Source organism: Flavobacterium zepuense (assembly GCF_007097145.1).
Lineage (GTDB): Bacteria > Bacteroidota > Bacteroidia > Flavobacteriales > Flavobacteriaceae > Flavobacterium > Flavobacterium zepuense.
The window spans coordinates 137,241-159,463 of sequence record NZ_VJVZ01000005.1; the positions used below are offsets into that span (position 1 = coordinate 137,241).

Here is a 22,223-nt window from a genome sequence, read left to right on the forward strand (position 1 = left end):
TATGAGTATTATAAACGAACTTAAAATGCAATACCGCATTGGCGGGGTAGTACAACGGCTTATTTTTTGGAATGTAGGCCTGTTTGCCATCCCTATGATACTGTTTAGTATTTTAAAATTAAGCGGGGTTGATATTACTGCTTTCGACTGGACCGATGCTTATCCCGGCGACTGGTTTTGCCTTTCCAGTAATCCGGCCGACCTGCTTTGGAAGCCGTGGTCTTTAATAGGATATTCATTTTTACATGTAGGGTTTTTTCACCTGCTGTTCAATATGCTTATGTTGTATTTTGCAGGAGGGTTATTTCAAACCTTCTTTACACAAAAACAGCTTTTTGGGCTGTACATCCTTTCGGCAATTTTTGCAGGTTTAATATTTATAGCAGGGTATAATTTTATACCTACACTTACCGGAGTGTGGGCAGGTATGGTGGGGGCATCTGCATCGGTAATGGCTATTTTAGTGGCTACGGCAGTATATTCACCGCATTACCCGGTACGGCTTATGCTTATAGGCACGGTTAAAATGTGGCATATTGCTATCGTTTTTGTAGTGCTGGACCTCATTAACGCATCGGTAGAAAACACGGGTGGGCATATTGCTCACCTTGCGGGTGCACTCTTTGGCTTTGCATACATCAAATTGCTGCAAAATGGCACCGATTTAAGTAAGGTTGTAACTGTAGTGGTAGATTTTTTTGCCAGTATAGTTACCCCGCGCAAGCAGGCCCCGTTTAAAAAAGTACACCGTAACCCATTGCCAACACAAAGAAGCACAGCTGCAAAGCCTAAAGATATTACGCAAAAACAAATAGACGACATTCTTGATAAAATAAGCAAATCAGGGTACGACAGCCTTACAAAAGAAGAGAAAGATTTTTTATTTAAAGTTGGTAAATAATAAGTAGATTTGGGTACTTAAGGCAGCAAATGAAAAAACTTTCGTGGTTTAATAAGGTCATGTATTTTTTTAATATAGTACTCACTGTATTAACGTTCTTTGCCTATTTGTTACCGTTTATGGCACCCAAGGTTTTTCCGTTCCTATCGGTATTTACGCTGGTAATGCCGCTCATGCTGGTTTTAAATTTCCTGTTTTTTTTATACTGGCTTTTCCAAACCAAAAGGCAAATGCTGCTGTCGGGTATTTTCCTGTTACTGGGTATTACGTTTATAAGCAAATTCTATAAATTCTCTGCAAAAGAACTGCCGGAAGAAAAATCCGATTTTACCCTTATGAGCTATAACGTGCGGTTGTTTAACCTGTACGACTGGCTGCCGCAACGCGATATCCCGCAGGTTATCCCCGCTTTTGTAAAAGAGCATAATCCTGATATTGTTTGCCTGCAGGAGTACAATAAAGTAGGCGATAAGTCCTTCAGCCAGTACAAGCACAGGTATATTTTCAGGATGGAGGGGCAAACCGGGCAGGCCATCTATTCGCGATTCCCTATAATTGGCAGGGGCGATATCCAGTTTCCGGGATCGGCTAATAATGTGGTATATGCCGATATTAAAAAAGGCAAAGATACGCTGCGTGTATACAGCATGCACTTGCAGTCCATCAAAATAAGTCCTGATATTCACGAAAGTATTGATGAAGAAAAATCGAAAGTTATCTTTAACCGCCTTAGTGAAGCCTTTAAAAAACAGCAGCTACAGGGTGAGCTGGTAGAAAAGCATAAGAGCGAATGCCCATACCCAATGATCATTTGCGGTGATTTAAATAACAGTGCCTTTTCCTACGTGTATCGTAGTGTGAAAGGTAAGATGAACGATGCGTTTGAAGAAGCCGGTAAAGGCTTTGGCAAGTCGTACAACTTTAAGTATTATCCTGCGCGCATTGATTATGTTTTTACCGATAAAAGCATCGTTGTGAAGGAATACACAAGCTTCCCTAACTTTATTAATTCCGACCATTTCCCGGTACTAACGCGCCTCGCGTTTGAGGTTGAGGAGGAATAATTACAGTTCCTGTTTCTTTAAATAATCCATAGCATAGCGGCCTTCGTTAAAAAGCAGGTCGAGGATGCTGAGGTTATTAAGGTAGCCATGCTTCTCTCCAAAAACCTGGGTGTACGGTTCAAATTCCGATGTGTTTTTTTTGCCGTTTGCCAAATAGCGGTAATCCGTCATGTCTTTCGGTTCCCTGAAAAATTCGGTTGTTTTTTCATAACTGAAGTCCATGCCCAGGCATGAGGTAACTATTTCCATTATCTGGAAATTGAGGTCCATCATGAATGTGTGTTTTTTCTCGAATATGGGGCGTATATCGTCTTCAAAATACTCAAAGAAGGGTGATGTGCGGTAGGCAGCTTCAAGCGACTTAAAGTGCTGTTTTTGCCAGTCGAAAGCATGCTCTATCTTAGTGTCCTTAAACATTAGTTTTGCTTCCCCATCATTATGCTTTAGCGGTATATTAAGCAGCTGCAAACCGTTAGGGCTGTAAATGTACATACGGTTACGGTTGGTTTGCTTCTGGAAGTTGTCTTCAACCTCAAAAGTAATGGCATCTGCCTTTACCATTGCCACAAAATGGCTGATAGAGGGGAAATAGGTGGGATGTATTAGGACATTCATTGTTTTTTAGAAATTTAAAGATTTAAAAATTTGAAGATTTAAAATTTAGCAACGTGCTCTAAATCCCAAATCTTCAAATCTCAAACAAAAAAATAATTATTCTTTTGCCTTCTTTCTTTTCCTGAAGTAATCAAATCCAAACCAGGCAACTAACCCTATGATAAAGTAGTTAAAGTACGATACCGGTTCGCCATCACCGCCTACGGTTGTAAACAATCTGTCCCAACGGACAGAACCTGTTTCAGAATCGTAGCTCATCCATATAAATACCGGCTTGCCAACAATATGGTCTTCGGGAACAAAGCCAAAATAACGGCTGTCTAACGAGTTGTGGCGGTTATCTCCCATCATCCAGTAATAATTTTGCTTAAAGGTATATGATGTTGCCACCTGGCCGTTAATACGTATCTCATCTCCGGTAACTTTAAGGTCGTTGTGCTCATAATCGGCAATAATAAGTTTATAGAAAGGAAGTGTTTCCCTGTTTAGCTGAACCGTTTTACCTTCCTGCGGAATAGTAATAGGGCCCATTTTATCAACACTCCATGCAGGGTTGTTTTGAGGGAAAATATCTTTAGCTCCCGTTGCTATATAAACAGCTTGGGAAATAGATTTTACAAAAGGGTCTTTTTTAATTAGGTCGGCCCTTTCATACGTTAGGTTCGCCGATAACTTATTATATAATAGCTCTAGCCTTAATTTTATGGCATCATCTTCGCCTATATAGCCGGTAATTTCAACTTTCGTAGAGTCTCTTTTAATCTCTTTAAGGCTTGACCTGCCTACAAGGTATTTTTGAATTTCTTTATTATCCCAAAGTTCTTTGCCCATGGCATAAACTGCGGTAAATTCTTTTATTTTGTATTTACCAATAAAATCGTCCTGGCGTAAATCTCCGTTTGTTTCAATATTAAAATGGTACTGCACCCTTGCCCTGTCTGATAAAGTTAGCTCTTTCCCGTTGATAAATACGAGGCCGTCTTTAATTTCTAAATTATCACCCGGTGTACCCACACATCGTTTTACGTAGTTTGTTTTTTTGTCTATTGGTTTTACTACAACACCCTTTGCCGGTTTGGTATAATCTACAAGAGTATCAACCGGCCAGTTAAATACCACAATGTCGTTTTTCTTTACATTTTCAAAACCGGGCAGCCTTAAATACGGGAGCTGCGGCCAATTGAAGTATGATCTTGTTTTAACAAGCGGCAGGGAGTCGTGTACCATAGGGGCAGCAACGGTTGTCATAGGTACGCGTGCACCATAATTAAACTTACTTACAAAAAGGAAGTCGCCTACAAGCAGGGTTTTTTCTAATGAAGCCGTTGGAATCTGAAACGGCTGCATTACATAGGTATGCACAATGGTAGCCACTACGATGGCAAATAATAACGAACTTACCGTATCGCCGGCTTTTGTTGCCGCCATAAGGCTCCTTTGCGGCCTGTATTCTACCTCCTGTGTATAGTTAATATAATATATATAAAAGCCTAGGGTAAAGATGCCTAAAAGTGTATCAGTCGTGCTGGTCTTGCCAAAGCTTCTTAGTGTTTCTACCCACACTACGGGGAACATAATAAGGTTTACAATAGGTACAAACAATAGTATAGCCCACCAGCGCGGCCTGTTGATTATTTGCATTAAAACTATGGCGTTATAAACAGGTACGGCAGCCTGCCAGGGTTTTTTGCCTGCTTTTTGGTACAATTTCCATGTTCCTGCAAAGTGAACTACCTGTACAGCCAGGAAAAATATAAACCATTGTAATAGTGTCATCGTATCTAAGTATTTTTTATATATGTAGTATAACTAATAAAGTTGTTACAGGCCCAGCACATCTTTCATGCTGTAAATGCCTGTTTTACCAACAATCCACTCGGCAGCTACAACGGCGCCAAGGGCAAAACCCTCGCGGCTGTGTGCTGTGTGTGTTATGGCGATCGAGTCAATATCCGAATCGTAATTAACCGTATGCGTACCGGGAACTCCCTCTACACGTTTGGCATCAATAAAAATATCGCCTTCTTTTGGGTTGCCAATGGCCCAGCCGGCATAATCGGTATAATTTATAATATCTTTTGCAAGGCTTATTGCGGTGCCGCTTGGTGCATCAAGTTTTTGGGTATGGTGAATTTCTTCCATACTAACCTTATATTGCTTAAGGTTGCCCATCATTTTTGCCAGCTGTTTATTAAGCTCAAAAAAGATGTTTACGCCAAGGCTAAAGTTAGAGCCATAAATAAAAGCGCCATTTTTATCTTCGCAAAGCTGGGCCATATCGTGATAGTGCTCCAGCCAGCCTGTAGTACCGCTAATAACCGGTATATTGCCGTTTAAGCAGGCCGAAATATTACCCACGGCAGCATCAGGGATACTAAAGTCTATCGCTACATCGGCATCGGTAAGGCCATCAAAAGCATCGTTACTGCCTTTTTTTAAAACTATTTCGTGGCCCCTTTCTAAAGCAATGCGTTCTATTACTTTACCCATTTTGCCGTAGCCTAACAGTGCAATTTTCATGTATGGAATTTAGAAATTATAATTAAGGGTAAGCCCTAAATTGTGTTTGTAATCTATTTGGTTTTGCTGCAATTGCGGCTTAATGGCCAGGTTGCCGTTAACGTTAAACTGGGCAAGGTGGGCATCTACGTTTGCATCTACAATTTGCAGGGCATACAATCCTATGGTAATAAGCATAGAGAGGTCGCGGTTACGCTGGTGGAATTTTTGCGCCCTTACAAGCCTGTCGGCATCAAAACCGCTGAGTTCGCCGGTAAGCGGTCGGCCTGCAAGTACATCTTTATACGCATCGCGGTATTTGTGGTACTCGGTATTATTAAAAGAGTAGTTATAAAGGCTAAAGCCCATGGCACCATATACAATAGGTACTTTCCAGTACTTTTTATTGTAAACCTGGCCAAGCCCGGGTACTAAAGCCGAAAGGAACGCAGCCTTAGCCGGCCTAAGCGGATCTATAGTGTACGGTTTAAGCAGGGTAGAGTCTATCTCTACCGTTTTTAGTTCTTCATCATTTTGGGCGAAAGCCGAAAAGGATGAAAAAAGCAGTGTTAATGTAAGTATGAAAAATACGTTTTTCACTAAGCTTGTATCAGTTTAATGATCCTGTTAAAATCTTCTTCCGAATGAAAAGGTATGGTAATCTTGCCTTTACCTTTTGCATCTACCTTTACATCAACTTTTGCACCAAAAAAGTTAGTGATGGATTTTTTCTCCGCATCCGCTACCTCAAATGATGTTGTTTTTGCGGTTGACGAAGTACCCGACGGCTTAAGGCTCTCATGGTAGTTTTTTACCAAAGCCTCGGTTTCGCGTACCGAAAGGTTGCGGCTTACAATTTTCTGGTAAATATCGGCCTGGGCATCGTGGTCTTCTATATTGATGATGGCACGGCCGTGGCCCATAGTAATAAAGCCATCGCGAATACCTGTCTGGATTATTGGGTCCAGCTTAAGTAGGCGAAGGTAATTAGCTATGGTAGAGCGTTTTTTACCTACACGGTCGCTCATTTGCTCCTGTGTAAGCTGTATCTCATCTATAAGCCTTTGGTAGGATAAGGCAATCTCTATAGGGTCAAGGTCATGGCGTTGTATGTTCTCTACAAGGGCCATTACAAGCGACTCATTATCGTTAGCGATACGAATATAAGCCGGCACATGCGTAAGGCCTGCCAGTTTAGAGGCACGCAGCCTGCGCTCTCCCGATATTAGCTGGTATTTGTTATAATCCAGTTTACGAACCGTAATGGGCTGTATAACGCCAAGCTCTTTAATAGAGGTGCTTAGTTCCTGTAATGCCTCTTCGTTAAAACTGGTCCTTGGCTGAAAAGGGTTTATTTCTATAGCATCTAATTCAAGCTCTATAATATTGCCTACAACTTTATCTGCATTTTTATCCTCAACCGATTTAATATCGTTTTCAGGATCTTTTAATAATGCCGATAATCCCCTGCCAAGGGCTTGTTTTTTTACTGCTTTCATAAACCTACTTTACTGTTTTTCTTTATCACTTCTTCTGCAAGGTGCAGGTAGTTGGATGCCCCTTTGCTGGTGGCATCATAGTTTATAATGCTTTCGCCAAAGCTTGGGGCCTCGCTAAGCTTAATATTTCGTTGAATAATGGTGCTAAATACCATGTCGTTAAAATGCTTCTGCACTTCTTCCACCACCTGGTTAGACAATCTTAAACGTGCATCATACATGGTAAGCAGCAGGCCCTCTATATCTAACTCCGGATTGTGTATTTTTTGTACGCTCTTAATGGTATTTAACAGTTTGCCCAAACCTTCCAGCGCAAAATATTCGCATTGTATGGGTATGATAACGCTGTCGGCTGCCGTTAAGGCATTAAGGGTTAACAGGCCTAAGGATGGGGCGCAGTCTATAAGGATGTAATCATACTTATCTTTAACGCTTTCCAACGCCTGTTTAAGCATGTACTCCCTGTTCTCTTTATCTACAAGTTCTATTTCTATAGCAACAAGGTCTATGTGCGATGGTATAACCCAAACATTAGGGGCGGTACATTCCATCGTAGCCTCATCGGGCGTGTTGCTGTGTTCAAGTATCTGGTAAGTACCAATTTCTACCGACTCTACATCGATACCAAGGCCGGAACTGGCGTTAGCTTGCGGGTCGGCATCAATAAGGAGTACCTTTTTTTCAAGAACGCCCAGCGCAGCTGCAAGGTTTACCGTTGTGGTTGTTTTACCTACGCCACCTTTTTGGTTGGCAATGGCTATGATCTTACCCATTTATGTTTAAAATTTTTGAACCGTAAAAATACAATTATTTATGGTTCCTGAAAACGGAAATTGTTAACAATGCCCAAATAGCATAACAATAAAAAAAGCCGGCAAAATTGCTTTTGCCGGCTTAAGGTATAAGGTGTGATTTATGCCACTAAAAACAAATTATTTGATAACAAGTTTTTGAGTTTTAGTTACAGAACCTGCTTGTAATTTAAGGATATAAATACCGCTGTTTAAAGCAGAAAGGTTAAGGTCTTTAGTATAAAAACCTGAGTTGTTTGTAATTTGAGTTTCGTAAACTTTAGCGCCTGTTACAGAGAATACACTTACTGTGTTAGCCTCTGAAACATTGTTTTTAAGGTCGTACATCAAAGTTATGTTACCATCTTGAGATGGGTTAGGGTATACGCCAAAAGTGATGTTGCCGTTTACGTCCTCTAAACCTGTTGTTGGGGTTACGTCTTCGGCGTTAAAAGTAAGTTCACCAGTAGATGATCCTGCAAAAGAGGTAAAGTATAGCCTGTGGATAGTACCGTCAGCAATATTTTTTAGGTAATATGTCTTGTTAGTTGGCAGTACGTAAGCACCGTTAGTAAAAGATTTCCAGTCATAACCAATTGTGTTGATTGCTTCTGAATATGCAGCATCTGCCGGAAGTGAAGGCTCAGCAGTACCGGTCTGGTCAGTTTCTGCAACAGTAACCTGTGTTGAGTTGTGTAGTGTACCGGTTACAGAGTAAGGCATTGGAGCCTCTACAGTACCAAGGTTTGTAGTGTACTGAGTAAATACCATATCCCATGCTGCATCTACAGGAGCTACTGTTACAGGAGCATTGGTGTCTAAAGAGTAAAAGTTAAATGTTGTGGTTGAACCTGATGTGTTTGCAACTGTAGTTTCGGTATCTGCACTCCATGCTGTACCATCCCATGTTGCATATTTAAATGTAAAGCCACCAAAATAATCAGAGATGAAAACTTTTTTGTATAACGTTTCAGAGTATTTTAAAACAAATACTACTGTACCTTCTACGTGGTGTGTTATAGAGTTGTATTCACCCCAGCCATATGTTGCACTACCTGAACTTAGAGCGCCATCAGCCCAATCCGTATCAGAGTTTGTTAGCTGTACCCAGCCTGTTTGTGCTGTTACATCAACAGTTGCATAGTCTGCCGGTGTTGCAGAAACTTCAAAAGCAGTAATACCCCTGCCATCGTTTATACGAACTGTACCCATTGCCTGCTGTCCTGCCACGTTTTGAAACGCAAGGTCCCAGCTTGTTTTTGGTACAGATGTTTGGGTGTTTGTAGAAAATTTGTAAAATACCTGGTTTGCATAACCCGGGCCAAGTGGAACGGTAACTTCTTGTGCATTGGCAAAAAAGCCTAAAAATAATGATGCAGCGAGTAGTAAATTTTTCTTCATTTTGTTATTATTTAGATTGAATAAGAATAATATTGCGCCGCAAATATAAAATATTAATTTATACTAAGTCTAAATAAAATAAAAAAATAAATAAAAAAAGGCAGAAATTTCTCTGCCTTAGGTAATGATATATAGGGGTAGCAATAAATGGGCTACTTTTTAATAACTAATTATTAATTACTTACTTGTTTTTTTTAGCCTTTATCATTGCTTCTAACTGATCCCACAACTCTTCGGGTATTGCCTCTAAAATATTAAACTGTCCTGCGCCTTTTAGCCATTCGCCACCGTCGATGGTAATCACTTCACCGTTTACGTAGGCAGAGAAATCAGATACCAGGTAAGCGGCAATATTTGCGAGTTCCTGATGGTCGCCCACGCGTTTAAGGGGCACCTTTTGGGCAAGGTCAAACTTTTCTTTAAGGTCGCCCGGCAGGAGCCTGTCCCATGCGCCTTTGGTAGGGAAGGGGCCCGGTGCAATAGCGTTGCTGCGAATACCGTACTTAGCCCACTCTACAGCCAGGCTGCGGGTCATGGCCAATACACCTGCTTTTGCTGTGGCGCTTGGCACTACATAAGCCGATCCCGTCCAGGCATAGGTGGTTACTATGTTTAATACCACATTATTGGTTTGTTTGGTATCTATCCAGTGCTTGCCAAAGGCGAGCGTGCAGTTTTTAGAGCCCTTTAGCACAATATCTATTACGGTATCAAAAGCATTGGCCGATAGCCTTTCGGTAGGCGATATAAAGTTGCCTGCGGCGTTGTTTAACAGCACGTTTACGCTGCCATATGCATCCAGCACCGCTTTAAGCATGTTCTCAACCTCATCATAATTGCGAACGTCGCACTGCACGGCAAGGCATTTACCGCCGGTTTCCTGCTCCAGTTCCTTTGCAGTGTTTTGCAGTTTTTCCAAGTCGCGCGATGTTATGGCAACCTTTGCGCCAAGCTCCATAAAATAACGGGTCATGGCTTTGCCCAGGCCGCTGCCACCGCCGGTTACTACAATTACTTTATCGGCCAGCGCGTTATCGCGAAGCATTTTATCGGTATAGCTCATTCGTGGTGTGTATTATGATGTAGGGTAAATATATAAAATATAATGCATGCATTGCAGTTAATTGAATGTCAAATTTATGATACAGATAATAAAAGGGTTCTTATATTGATAAAAGTATAGTAAGGGAAGAAATACAGATAGTCTTTCTTTTGTCTTGAAACAAAAGAAACAAAAGTTCAAGGCTCCAACTCCTTATGCTACAAAATAGAATAAGCGGCTAAACGATTTGAACCTGCCTTCCGCAGGCAGGCTCGCTGTGCTCAAACAGCAAATCGTTTTTGACGCCTCTCATTCTATTTTGCTTAACGCAACGGAGTTTAAGGCCTTAGCCTCACTCAAAGAATCTTACGCTCTTAAGTGTCTTTTCTAACTTTTTAATTTCTGTATCTGGCTCTCGGCATTGGCCTGTTCATCGGCGTTGCCGTGCTTTTTGAGCAGTTCGTAGTATTTTATGGCGTTGGGCTTATCATTATTCAGTTTATAAGCATGCGCAATATTGCCCAGCACAATGGTATCGGTAGGTTGTACCTTATGTGCCTTTAATAACGGCACTAATGCCTTTGCAGGCTGGTTTTGCAGCATATATACCACACCCACGCTCGAAAGGCTCTCTACATGGTTGGGATAGTATTTTAATACCGACTGTGATATGCGCTGCATGTTAGGCAGCAGGTTATCGTTACCGGTTTCGTATAATTGGTACACATATTTTTGCACGGTGCTCAACATAAAATCAACGGCATCTTCCTGGGGCTTGCCGCCGCTCCACAGCCATTTGTTCTTTATTTTATTGGAGTAGTCTACCGTAGCAATAACCTCGTTGGTAAAGGCTTCATAATTGCCGTCTTCGCCTAAAAGGTATATTTTGCCAAAGCGCATATCTAACCGATTGGGGAATTTTGCAATGCCCCTACCAATGGCAGCAACAGCTTTATCAACTTCGGGACCATCGTAAATGATCCTGCTGGTCATGTAACCGGCAGTGGCATCGGTAGAGTCTTTAAGAGCAAACGATTCGTCTTCGCCGGGCTGGCTTTCAATGCTTAAAACCTCTTTTTTTGCCTTGGCAGCGTGGTAATTAAACAAGGCAATGTAATAATCAGGGTCGTTACTATTGTTCTTTTCCCATTTTTTTAGGAGTGCCAGCTGGCCTACACTGTCTTTTTGTTGTGCAAGGGTGTTGTACTCATCCAGTGTTTGTGCTGTTAAATTGCTTACTATGCAGAAAAGCAGCAGGGAAAAAAGTTGTTTCATAAGGCAGGTGGCACTTGTATGCTATAAAAATAGTGAACTTTAGTGTTGCTCCATCGTTTTAGCGGTAAAAAATCATCGGGCTATCTATTGGTGTAAAATAAAAGGGCCGGATATTTCTATCCGGCCCTCACAAGGCCATGCAGCCAAATATTTTCAGTCGTTACTTTTTAACCCTTATAGGTATAAGTTTTTTGCGGCTATTGTTAGTTTGCATAAATCCGGCAGCCATAAAAGCCATAAAAACAGGATATAGTATAAAAAAAGTTGTGTGTACAGAGGGCAGGTTTAAAACCAAAGCCAATACTATATGCAGTACAGAAATTACAATCATTCCAACAGTCCCGATTGTAAAGAAGGGGTTTCTATTTTTCATTTCCTCTATTTAGAGATTAATTAGTTATAAAATTACGCTATTAAAACGCTTGCAAATGTTAAAGCCTCTATTATTTTGAATAATTACGGTATTTAGTTTAAAAACAATAATCGTGCCTTATTTATTGCTTATAATTTATGATATCTCTAAAAAACAGCAAAACCGGGATATTTTCCCGGTTTTTGCAATATAACTTGTAATAAAGATTATGGCTCTAAGGGCATATCGGTAAAAGTACCTTCAAAAGTACCGTTAATAATCATTGGGGAGGCAATGCCATCGCCAATATGAATATTATTAAGTTCTATTTTAAATTTATTGTTACCCAGGTCGGTAACCTTAAACGTGCTGCCTTCGTTAAACGGAAAAACCATATCATCTAACATGTACGATCCTCCGCCTGTAAATTCATTTTCTACCGGACCAGCAGGATATACAGTATAAGTTCCGCTTGCATTAGTGCCGGTATAATTTGTATACAGGCTTATGCCTTTAAAAACGGTGTTGTTACCTGCCTGGCGTATAACAAAAGTACGCTCGCTAACATTGGGAGCACCGTGTGACGCAGAAGTTACTACATGCGACTCTGATGCTGTTGCCGGCGATGGTGTAAAAGCTACGCCATCAATGGTAATGGAGCTTTGGTAATCGTTTGGTAATGCAGAAGTTGAGGCATCGTCATCACCACAGGATGCAAATAGCCCAAAGGCTGTAAATAACAGTAATAAGTTTTTCATAGCAAATGAAATTTTATGGTTGAAAATCAAAGATATAAAATACTATTTTACTTACAGATGTTTTTGCGTAAAGTTTTGATATCAGATAGTTGCGTTTTTTACCCCGCTAATATCCTTAAACTGCTGCGCGTTGATGATACCCGCCGTGCTCGCGGTATTGTTAAAGTAAACATACACCTCTTTAAGGTTGTGCTGTTTCAGGATGTTGTTGTACAGTTGCTGCAATTCAGGTTCGCTGTATTCTGAGTAAAATAGCTTGGGGTTGCCGTGCAGCCGCAAATAGCCTGTTTGGGTTGTGGCAATAATTGTAGTAGGCAGCTTGGGATAATTAACGCTGCAAAACGTAATATCAGCCTTGGCTAATGCCGAATAAACATCCTCGCGCCACCAGCTTTCATGCCTAAATTCTACTACATTCTTAAATTCCGGGTTTAGCGATGATGTAACCAGTTGCAGCCGCTCCTCACTATAACTAAAGCTTGGCGGCAGCTGAAAGAGTATTGTGCCCAGCTTTTCGGCTAAGCCTTCCTTACAGGCGTTGTAAAATTTTGCTATCTCCACAGCACAGTCTTCAAAGCGTTTTATGTGGGTAATTTGCTTAGGTGCCTTAACGGCATAGGTAAAGCCATCGGGCGCTTTTTTGTACCAGCCCTGCATGCCTTTTACGGTAGGGAAACGGTAAAACGTTGCGTTTATCTCAAACGTATTAAAATGTTCGCAATAATAGGCAAACCACTGGCCTGTGGGCATATCCTCAGGGTAAAAGAGCCCCCGCCATTGCTTGTTGTACCAGCCCGAACATCCGGTTATTACAGTAGTTGTAGCCATAATAAAAAAGCAGCGGCAATTAATGCCGCTGCCTTATCACAAATGTAATTAATATAACTACAGCCCCGCCACCTCTAACGGGGCCGGATAGTTAATTTTGAGTGAAATTTTGCTTCCCCGCAACCGCCTGGTTAACCTGGTGGGTTTGAGCTACCTTTTTAACAGCCAGTACATAAGCGGCTGTGCGCAGGGTAATGTTGTACTGCAACGCGGTTGCAAACACATCGGCAAAACTTTTGTTTAAAATAGCTTCCAGGCGGGTGTTTACCTGCTCTACAGGCCACGATTGCGCCAGGCTGTTTTGCAGCCATTCAAAGTAAGAAACGGTAACGCCACCGGCATTGGCAACAATATCGGGCACTACAGTAATGTTCTTGCTTTTTAAAATTTCATCGGCATCGCTGGATACAGGGCCGTTTGCACCTTCTATAATAATGCTTGCAGCAATATCATGGGCATTGGCAGCGGTAATCACATCTTCTTTAGCAGCAGGTATCAGCACATCGGCGTTAAGCAGCAGCAAATCGTTGTGGCTTATAACCGTTGCTTTAGGGTAGCCGGTAATGCTTTTTCCGTGCAGGTTAGAGTACAAAATGAGCTCGGGTATATTGATGCCCTCCGGGTTGTGCAATGCCGTATTAACATCGCTTACGGCAACAATTTTAAGCCCCGCCTCATATAAGTACAAAGCTGTATGCAAGCCTACGTTGCCAAAGCCCTGTACCGCTACCGATGTTTTATCGTTATTGTAGCCCAGTTTCTCCAGTGTAAGCAGGGTAATAATGCTTACACCGCGGCCGGTAGCCTCTACACGCCCTAACGAGCCGCCTGCGTTTAAGTGTTTACCGGTTACCACAGCGTGTATGGGTTTGCCGTGCAGGAGCGAGAACTCATCCATTAGCCAGCCCATTTCGTCGGGGCCGGTACCCATATCTGGCGCGGGTACATCTTTAGTAGGGCCAAAGGTATCGGCCAAAGCCTTAGTATACGCACGGGTTATTTTTTCTAATTCTGATCTTGAATGGTCTTTCGGGTTACAGATGATGCCACCCTTTGCTCCACCAAACGGTATGCCCGTAACGGCCGATTTCCAGGTCATCCATGCGGCAAGCGCTTTTACCTCGTTTAAGTTAACATCGCTGTCGTAGCGGATGCCTCCTTTACTCGGACCCAATGCGGTTGAGTGGATAATGCGGTAGCCTTCAAAGTTTTGCTCTTCGCCATTATCTAACGTAATTGAAAAGTTTACGGTTACCTGTTTTTCCGGGCGTTGCAGCTTTTGCCTTAACGATGTGTGTAACTGCAATATATCGGCTGCTTCGTTAAACCTGTCCAGCATCGACTGGAAAGGATTTTGTTGTATGATTGATGAACTCATGGGATTGTATAATAATTGTAATAATTGATTTTAATTTTTTTTCTGAAATTATGGTTACCAGCCTTTTACCGCGCCGCCTTTAAACTCTTTGAGGGCAGAAGCCTCAACTTCGGCATCCTGGTAGGCTTTTACAAACTGCTTTACGTTCTCTGCATTCTTATTGTCCTCGCGGGTTACAATAAGGTTTACGTAAGGCGAATCTTTATCTTCTACAAACAACGCATCGCGCGCGGGTACCAGCCCGGCCTGGGAGGCAAAGGTGTTGTTGATGATGGCTATGGTAACATTTTGGTCTTCTAAAGCGCGGGGTAGCTGGGGTGCCTCCAGTTCCAGTATTTTTAGGTTTTTTGGGTTAGCTACTATATCTGTAACCTTTGGCAGGAGCCCAACATCCGCTTTAAGCTTTAAAAGTCCGTTTTTTTGAAGCAGCAGTAACGACCTGCCGCCGTTGGTAGGGTCATTCGGGATAATGATGGTGCTGCCGTCTTTTAACTCGGTTACCGACTTAATTTTCTTAGAATAGGCAGCAATGGGGTAAATGAACGTTTTACCTACCACGGCCAGTTTGTAGCCCCTTTGTTTAGATTGCTCATCTAAATACGGCTGGTGCTGAAAAGCATTAGCATCTATATCGCCCTGGCTTAATGCTTCGTTAGGTATTACATAATCATTAAACGATACCAGTTCTACCTCAAGCCCGTATTTTTCTTTGGCTACTTTTTTAGCGGTTTGCGCCACGTTAAGCTCAGGGCCGCTTGCCACACCCACCTTAATAAAATGCGGGTCGGTATTTTTCTTGTCAGAACAGTTGCTCAGGCTTATGGTTAAGGCAATAATGCCGGTAAAATTTATAAGTTTTGCTAATGCATTCATATTTGTGTGGAATTAATATTTGTGTTTAAATTATCTGTGGTCAAAACGTTTAGAGAGGGCATCGCCCGCATACTGAATTATAAATACCAGCACTACCAGCAGGATAAGCACGGCATTCATGGTAACGGCATCATACCCTATGTAACCGTATTGGTAGCCCACCTGGCCAAGGCCGCCTGCACCCACGGCGCCACCCATTGCACTATATCCTACCAGTGTTATTAAGGTTATGGATGCTGCGTTTATTAAAGAGGGCAGGGCTTCCGGCAATAATACTTTGTATACAATTTGCAGTGGGGTAGCACCCAGGGCACGGGCAGCTTCTATAAGCCCCGGTGGCAGGCCCAGCAGGCTGTTCTCTACAAGGCGGGCAATAAACGGGGCTGCACCAATGCTAAGCGGAACCAGCGCTGCACTTACGCCAATAGACGTGCCTACAAGGCCCCGTGTAAAAGGTATCATCCAAACGATTAAGATGATAAAAGGTATCGACCTGAAAATATTTACCAGTATAGATAATGCACGGTTGGCAACGGCCTGCTCCAGTATTTGCCCCTTGCGGGTAAGGAACAGCAGTATGCCTGTGGGCAAGCCCAGTACAAAGCCAAAAAAGCCTGACACGAACGTCATTACCAGGGTTTCCCAGGTGCCGTTAAGCAGTAATTGTATAATAGAATCAGACATAGCCTAAAATTTGCGTTTTAATTTGTTTCCCAATAAAGTAGTTTATGGCGGCTGTATAGTTGTCGCGGTTGCCCGATAGCTCTATAAGCATTACCCCAAAATTCACGTTGCCTGCATGGTCCATCTGGGCGCTGATGATCTTAAAGTTGATGCCAAACAGGCGGCTGGCTTCAGAGAGTACCGGTTCGTTGACCGACTGCCCCGTTAGTTCCAGCTTTAGCAGCGGGTGCAGCCCTTCGGCATCGGTTGCCGACAGCCTTTCGCTGTACACAGAAGGAATCTCGATATGCAATGAAGATGCTATAAACTGGCGGGTAAGCTCCTGTTTTGGGTTGGCAAAAATTTCGCCTACGGTGCCCTGCTCAATCAGCTGCCCGTTGCTTATTACGGCTACTTCATCACAAATAGATTTTACAACCTCCATTTGGTGGGTTATAAGCAGTATGGTTATGTTCAGGCGGCGGTTAATATCATTTAGCAGGTTGAGTATCGATCGTGTAGTGGCGGGGTCTAACGCGCTGGTAGCCTCATCGCATAATAACACTTTTGGGTTGTTGGCCAGTGTCCTGGCAATGGCTACACGCTGTTTTTGCCCGCCCGAAAGACTTGCCGGGTAATCGTTAGCTTTTTCTGACAGGCCAACCAGTTGCAGCAGTTCTGCCACACGCTCTTTAACAGCGCCTTTTGGCGTGCCGGATAGCTCTAACGGGAAAGCAACATTATCAAAGACCGTGCGCGACGACAGCAGGTTAAAGTGCTGAAAGATCATGCCTATCTGCCTTCTCTCCTGTGCAAGCTGCGATGCCGACAGGCTAATGAGGTTTTTGCCATCTACGATTATTTGGCCCGATGTAGGCTTTTCCAGCAGGTTTACACAGCGTATCAGTGTGCTTTTACCCGCGCCCGATGTGCCTATTACACCAAATATCTTACCCGGCGGCACCCATAACGATACGCCGTTAAGGGCGGTAACCTCGCGGTCTTTCTGGTAAAATGTTTTGGTTACGTTTTGTAATTCTATCATTACTGCTATTATTATCTATCTTAAAAATTTGTGTGCAGGGTACAAAAAAGCCCTTTTACGGTAGGTTGTAAAAGGGCTAAGTATAGGTTGGCAACTACACACAGGCACTCTCGCAACACGAAAAAAGTTTCATGCAGCAACACATTTGCATTATAGCTATGTTGGTAAATGGTGCCATGTATGTTTATTATGCTTGAAATATGATGGAGCAAATGTATATAAAAATTATTACTCTACAAATTTAGTAGGATAATAATTTTTTGTTAATAATTCGTACAACGATATAGTTAGTTTTTACACTATTAATAAACGTGTTGTAAGAAACCGGGATTATTTATAAAGTACCTGGCAATTAGTACAAAAAAAGCTGCGGCGCTTTTTAGTGCCGGTATACTCCTTATGTAAAGGGAGGTCACAGCGTTTGCAGGTTTTTTTGCTGTGCGCCAGCCAGTTCTTTTTAAGCTCGTCTTTTTCTTTCCAGTGCAGGAAGTCGAAACTGTAATTACGGGCTTCGGTAATAACCGAGTCTAATACATTATCAGGGATTTTACCTATTAAAGATTCCGGATGCACATGTACACGGTATAGCACCTCATTTTTTATGATGTTGCCCACACCCGAGAAAATATCCTGCTCCAGTAGGGCATCGCACACCTGTTTGTTAGGAACATCGGCCAGTTTGGCTTTCGCCGAAGCAGGGTTCCAGGTATCGTTCATAACATCGGCAGTAAAATCGTAATGGTCGTTAACGTTGCCTTCTAATACCTGTACATTGGCTGTATAGATGTTGAACTCCCCATTTTTAAAGGTGAGCCCCAGGCGCAGCAGGGCATTTTTGGTCTCGTTTATAAAGTAGGTGCCAAACAGCAAAAAGTGGATGCGCACGGTAAAACCGTCAAAGCACAACAGCAGGTGTTTGCCCCAGGTTTTAATATCATTTAGCTTTTGGTTCTCTAAACGGGATATGTCTATCTTCGCATTGCCGGCGGCGGCGGCAACTTTTTGACCGATGAATTGCTTTGCGGCGTTTTTTGCGATAATTATGGATGGGCCTTCGGGCATAAAATTTTATTTATGCTTAAAGTTACGCAGCAAATTTTTTAGGTGATTTGCTTTTACCGAAGTTTTAACAAGGAGGTATTGTTATGTAAGGTATAAAAATTATTTTGTACGAAAAATGTAAAACAGCTGCCGCTAAAATAGCCACCTTAAAAAAGTGCATTTAGTAGCGAATGTTGAACTCCAAAAGTGAAATATCAAGCCCTTTTTTAGTCGAAAATTACAATTTAAAGGCAAAACCGTCGGACACTTTCAGCTGGTATTTTTCGGCATCAAAAGTATAAAAGAAGGATCCCTTGCGCGACGAGTTCATATCTTTTTCGTCGGTTTTAATCAGGATATCCAGCCCGTTGATCTTGTTGATAAAGTTACGTTTATCGAGATTTTCGCCTAATATGGCCTCATAAAGTGTTTGTAACTGCTTCATTGTGAACTTCTCAGGTAGCAGTTCAAAGCCGATAGGTTTGGTAGATGCGCGGTAGCGCAGGCGGCTCATTGCGTTCTTAACCATAAGGTTATGGTCAAAAATAAGGTCGGGTTTTTCGTCAATGTTAAACCATTTCGCCGAAAAGTTCTCATTTAGCGTGTCATGTCCCTCTATATTAATAAGGGCATAGTACGAAACGGATACTGTTCGCTCTACGGGGTCCCTGTCCAGTGCACTGTAGGAGCGGAGCTGTTCCATGTAAATATCGTCCAGGCCGGTAAGGTGGTTTAGCACCCTTGTAGCGGCTGTATCGAGGTTTTCATCGTTTTTTAAGAACCCGCCCATAAGAGACCACTTACCTTTTTCGGGCTCAAAATCCCTTTTAATAAGTAAAATCTTCAGGTTTTTTTTATCGAACCCAAAAATTATACAGTCTACCGCAAGCAATACTTTGTTTTGGTTATCGTAGTTTTTCATTATTTAAAAAATGGCAAGATACTAACAATGACGGTAATTTGCAATACTATTTGCATTGCTAAATTAATATAAAATTCGAGACCGAGAACGGTTGAGTATTATGATGTTTAAGATTTATTTATGTTAAAATTTAAGATATGTGAATTTTTATTTGCTTTTTTTGGAAATCTTTATATAAATTTGGAAGTGTAAAAAATACATTTATAAAACAAACCAAATTTTATTGATTATGATGAAAATTACCAATTTGATGAGGCGCATTTCGGGCGGATTCCTTACCAGGGAATTTGCCGGTTTTGTGTTGTTATTATTTTCTGTCTGTACTGCAAGTGCGCAAAGCACCATTACAGGTAAGATAACATCTAAGGAAGACGGTCTTGGGCTTCCGGGTGCAAGCGTATTAGTAAAGGGTACCTCAAATTCTGCTGCTACAGACCTTGACGGAGCTTTTTCTATCACTGCCAGCGCAAACGATGTATTAGTTTTTTCCTACGTGGGTTATACTCCTCAGGAGATCCCGGTAGGCAATAAAACAACTATAGATGTGGCCTTAACATCTGAGAGTACTACACTAAATGATGTAGTGGTAGTGGGCTATAGCACTGTGAAGAAATCAGACATTACAGGTGCTGTATCGGTAGTTAATGTTGCCGATATCAAAAAAACAGTTAGTTATGATGTTGCAAAGATGCTTCAGGGCCAGGTTGCAGGTGTTAGCGTGCAATCATCGGGAGAGCCGGGGGGCTTTGTAAACATTAAGATAAGGGGTATTACCAGTTTTGGTAACAACAATCCGCTGTTTGTAATAGATGGTATGATCGTAGATAACCCTTATGATTTTAACCCGGGCGAAATAGAATCTATGCAGGTATTAAAGGATGCTACTGCAGCAGCTATTTACGGGGTTCGTGGCGCAAACGGTGTAGTAATTATTACAACCAAAAAAGGTAAAGAAGGTAAGCTTACTATAAACTACAAAAGCGTTGTAGGTTTCCAGACTGTTCCTCAAAAACTTGATGTTACCAACAGGGAGCAATACCAGCAAATTACCAATGCATCTTTTGTAAATGCAGGCCGCCCAATATTACCGGGTAACGACCCGGCCAGCGAATTTTATATTAACAACGTAGATACCGACTGGCAGGATGCAGCTTATAAAACAGGTATTATTCAAAACCACTCATTAACATTTAGTGCTGGCTCTGAAACCCTTAACTACAGCATGAATGTTGATTACTTTAAAAACACAAGTTATGTAGATACCCCGCAGGATTATCAGCGTTACTCTACCACCATGAACCTTGGCGGTAAAAAAGGTAAATTTAAATACGGTGGTAAACTGGCATACACAAACTCTGATAAAGAGAACTTTAACAACTACATTGCCGGTGGCGCAGGTGCTATTATTAACCTGTTGCAGGCTATACCAACAATGCCTGTTTATGATGATAACCGCCTTGGTGGTTACGGTGGTGCCGATAACCTTACACAACAGGCTATTACACTTAACGTAATAGGTTTTAATACCCTAAACCAAAACAGCAGCGAAAGGGCCCGTTTTATAGGTAATGTTTGGGGCGAACTTGAAATTATTAAAGGTTTACGCTATACCCTAAGGGCCAGTGCAGACCGTACCGATTATAAGAATAGGCTTTTTGTACCGCCAAGCGATTTAGGCTGGTACTATATTACTACTAATGATGAGGCTTCGCTGGATATTACAAATGGCTCAAGCGTGCGTACTATTATAGATAACCTTGTTAACTACGATTTTGAGCTGGGCAAACATAGCTTTGGGTTACTTGCTGGTAATGTAATGGAAGACAGGAAAGACTACTCTCACTTTACAAGGGGTGTAGGTTTTGAGCCTGGCGAAATTAGCCATCTTGAATATGCTAACGACCTTAATGCTCAGGAGCGCCAGGTGCATGAAACAAGGCTTTCTTACCTTGGATCGTTAAAATATTCGTATGATGACCGTTACTTTTTAACAGCAAACTTCAGGAACGACCAATCGTCTCTTTTCCGTGAAGAACTAAACTCAAGTAACTACTACGGTATATCAGGTGCATGGAAACTGCATAATGATATTAAATTGCCGGAATGGTGGGATACTGCAAAAATACGTACCGGTTATGGTACTATTGGTAACAATGGTGTTAATCCATACTCGTATACCTCGGTTGTTAACCAGTTTGCAAACTATACGTTTGGCAACGGAACAGCAATAGCGCCGGGTACAACGGTAACACAAATTGTAGACAGGAATATACAGTGGGAAAAAACCAATACTGCAAACGTTGCTGTAGAGTTAGGTATGCTTAACAATAAAATACAGTTTACTGCAGAGTATTACATTAAAACTACCGAAGATATTATTGCTAATATACCGTTACCAATGTCTTCCGGAGATGTAGACCTTGTTTACTCTACCAATGCGGCTAAAGTTAGGAACAAAGGTTTAGAGCTTACTTTGGGTTATACCAATAACGATCATGCATTTCAGTACAGCATTAACGCAAACGTAGGTACGCTTAAAAATGAGGTGTTAGCTACCGGTGGAGATAACCTGCCTATTTATGGTACAAACTCTAAAACAGAGGTAGGCCGTTCTTTAGGAGAGCTGTATGGTTATGTGGCAGAAGGTATCTTCCAGAACCAGGCCGATGTAGATGCACATGCTAACCAGCCGGGTGCAGTACCGGGCGACGTTAAATTTAAAGATGTAGACGGTGACGGACTTATAACCGATGACGACAGGACGTTTTTAGGTGTAACCATACCTAAAGTTAACTACGGCCTTAACTTTAGTGCTAACTACAAAGCTTTTGATTTCTCTATGTTCTGGCAGGGTAATGCCGGTAACCACGTATACAACGGTACATACAACTCTTTAATGATTGGTGGTTTATTAAACCACAGTACTGATATGCTTAACTACTGGACACCGGAAAATACCAATACAAATGTACCACGCCCGGATTTTCTTGAGACTAACCAAAATGCAAGGGGCTCAAGCCGATTTGTAGAAAAAGGCGATTACATTAAACTACAAAATATCCAGATAGGATATACTGTACCGCTTAAAGACAATAAGTTTATAGAAAAGCTAAGGGTGTATACATCAGGGCAAAACATTCTTACACTAAGCGGCTACAAGAGCTACGATCCTGATTTTATGAATGATGGTTTGTTTAACAGAGGCTATGACCTGGGTTCTTTCCCTAACCCAAGGACGATTTTATTTGGTGTAGAGGTTAATTTCTAAAAATTGTT

At 41.9% G+C, this 22,223-nt stretch carries 21 protein-coding genes; 3 read left to right on the forward strand and 18 right to left on the reverse strand.

The genetic code is table 11. The annotated features are described in order from the left end of the window. Position 1: 1 nt before the first annotated feature. Positions 2-901: a rhomboid family intramembrane serine protease gene (locus tag FMM05_RS09420; RefSeq protein WP_185965547.1), complete on the forward strand. Its 900-nt coding sequence runs from the start codon at positions 2-4 to the stop codon at positions 899-901. Between the two features lie 29 nt (positions 902-930). Further along, entirely contained in the window at positions 931-1,965 is a 1,035-nt protein-coding gene (locus tag FMM05_RS09425) for an endonuclease/exonuclease/phosphatase family protein (protein ID WP_143373119.1), read from the forward strand. Here the strand turns inward: FMM05_RS09425 and FMM05_RS09430 are convergent, their stop codons facing one another. From FMM05_RS09430 to FMM05_RS09515, 18 genes are all read right to left on the reverse strand, one after another. Beyond that, on the reverse strand, positions 1,966-2,580 hold the full coding sequence (locus FMM05_RS09430) for a WbqC family protein (RefSeq protein WP_143373120.1): 615 nt from the start codon (positions 2,578-2,580) through the stop codon (positions 1,966-1,968). Between the two features lie 96 nt (positions 2,581-2,676). Then, positions 2,677-4,356 carry a signal peptidase I gene (gene lepB / locus FMM05_RS09435; RefSeq protein ID WP_143373121.1) on the reverse strand — a complete coding sequence of 560 codons (1,680 nt, stop codon included), beginning with the start codon at positions 4,354-4,356 and terminating at the stop codon, positions 2,677-2,679. Between the two features lie 45 nt (positions 4,357-4,401). Continuing rightward, positions 4,402-5,100, reverse strand: coding sequence for a 4-hydroxy-tetrahydrodipicolinate reductase (gene dapB / locus FMM05_RS09440; RefSeq protein WP_143373122.1), 699 nt, complete (start codon positions 5,098-5,100; stop codon positions 4,402-4,404). Between the two features lie 9 nt (positions 5,101-5,109). Continuing rightward, positions 5,110-5,679 (reverse strand): DUF5683 domain-containing protein, encoded by a 570-nt coding sequence (locus FMM05_RS09445; RefSeq protein ID WP_143373123.1) that lies wholly within the window; start codon positions 5,677-5,679, stop codon positions 5,110-5,112. Continuing rightward, positions 5,679-6,578 (reverse strand): ParB/RepB/Spo0J family partition protein, encoded by a 900-nt coding sequence (locus FMM05_RS09450; RefSeq protein WP_143373124.1) that lies wholly within the window; start codon positions 6,576-6,578, stop codon positions 5,679-5,681. Before FMM05_RS09450 ends, FMM05_RS09445 begins: the two co-directional genes overlap by 1 nt. Further along, positions 6,575-7,351, reverse strand: a complete 777-nt coding sequence (locus FMM05_RS09455; protein ID WP_143373125.1) for a ParA family protein — start codon at positions 7,349-7,351, stop codon at positions 6,575-6,577. Before FMM05_RS09455 ends, FMM05_RS09450 begins: the two co-directional genes overlap by 4 nt. A 159-nt stretch (positions 7,352-7,510) precedes the next feature. Continuing rightward, positions 7,511-8,770 carry a T9SS type A sorting domain-containing protein gene (locus FMM05_RS09460; RefSeq protein ID WP_143373126.1) on the reverse strand — a complete coding sequence of 420 codons (1,260 nt, stop codon included), beginning with the start codon at positions 8,768-8,770 and terminating at the stop codon, positions 7,511-7,513. A gap of 181 nt (positions 8,771-8,951) precedes the next feature. Then, complete coding sequence (locus tag FMM05_RS09465) at positions 8,952-9,833, reverse strand: SDR family oxidoreductase (protein WP_185965548.1); 882 nt, start codon at positions 9,831-9,833, stop codon at positions 8,952-8,954. 366 nt (positions 9,834-10,199) lie between these two features. Continuing rightward, complete coding sequence (locus tag FMM05_RS09470) at positions 10,200-11,087, reverse strand: tetratricopeptide repeat protein (RefSeq protein ID WP_143373127.1); 888 nt, start codon at positions 11,085-11,087, stop codon at positions 10,200-10,202. Between the two features lie 160 nt (positions 11,088-11,247). Beyond that, the gene (locus FMM05_RS09475) at positions 11,248-11,460 is read right to left on the reverse strand and encodes a hypothetical protein (protein ID WP_143373128.1); all 213 of its coding nucleotides are present in this window, start codon (positions 11,458-11,460) and stop codon (positions 11,248-11,250) included. Positions 11,461-11,666: 206 nt separating this feature from the next. Beyond that, complete coding sequence (locus tag FMM05_RS09480; protein ID WP_143373129.1) at positions 11,667-12,197, reverse strand: hypothetical protein; 531 nt, start codon at positions 12,195-12,197, stop codon at positions 11,667-11,669. 81 nt (positions 12,198-12,278) lie between these two features. Further along, positions 12,279-13,025: a DUF72 domain-containing protein gene (locus FMM05_RS09485; RefSeq protein WP_143373130.1), complete on the reverse strand. Its 747-nt coding sequence runs from the start codon at positions 13,023-13,025 to the stop codon at positions 12,279-12,281. Between the two features lie 91 nt (positions 13,026-13,116). Next, entirely contained in the window at positions 13,117-14,403 is a 1,287-nt protein-coding gene (locus FMM05_RS09490; RefSeq protein WP_185965549.1) for a Glu/Leu/Phe/Val family dehydrogenase, read from the reverse strand. A gap of 54 nt (positions 14,404-14,457) precedes the next feature. Then, positions 14,458-15,276 carry a methionine ABC transporter substrate-binding lipoprotein MetQ gene (gene metQ / locus FMM05_RS09495; protein ID WP_143373131.1) on the reverse strand — a complete coding sequence of 273 codons (819 nt, stop codon included), beginning with the start codon at positions 15,274-15,276 and terminating at the stop codon, positions 14,458-14,460. A 30-nt stretch (positions 15,277-15,306) separates the two neighbouring features. Then, positions 15,307-15,960, reverse strand: a complete 654-nt coding sequence (gene metI / locus FMM05_RS09500) for a methionine ABC transporter permease MetI (protein ID WP_143373132.1) — start codon at positions 15,958-15,960, stop codon at positions 15,307-15,309. Further along, complete coding sequence (metN, locus tag FMM05_RS09505) at positions 15,953-16,984, reverse strand: methionine ABC transporter ATP-binding protein MetN (protein WP_143373133.1); 1,032 nt, start codon at positions 16,982-16,984, stop codon at positions 15,953-15,955. Before metN ends, metI begins: the two co-directional genes overlap by 8 nt. 330 nt (positions 16,985-17,314) lie before the next feature. After that, the gene (locus tag FMM05_RS09510; protein WP_143373134.1) at positions 17,315-18,046 is read right to left on the reverse strand and encodes an endonuclease; all 732 of its coding nucleotides are present in this window, start codon (positions 18,044-18,046) and stop codon (positions 17,315-17,317) included. 217 nt (positions 18,047-18,263) lie between these two features. Continuing rightward, positions 18,264-18,947, reverse strand: coding sequence for an NUDIX hydrolase (locus FMM05_RS09515; protein ID WP_143373135.1), 684 nt, complete (start codon positions 18,945-18,947; stop codon positions 18,264-18,266). 229 nt (positions 18,948-19,176) lie between these two features. Between FMM05_RS09515 and FMM05_RS09520 the strand changes: the two genes are divergently transcribed. Continuing rightward, on the forward strand, positions 19,177-22,215 hold the full coding sequence (locus FMM05_RS09520) for a SusC/RagA family TonB-linked outer membrane protein (RefSeq protein WP_143373136.1): 3,039 nt from the start codon (positions 19,177-19,179) through the stop codon (positions 22,213-22,215). The last annotated feature ends 8 nt before the right edge of the window (positions 22,216-22,223 follow it).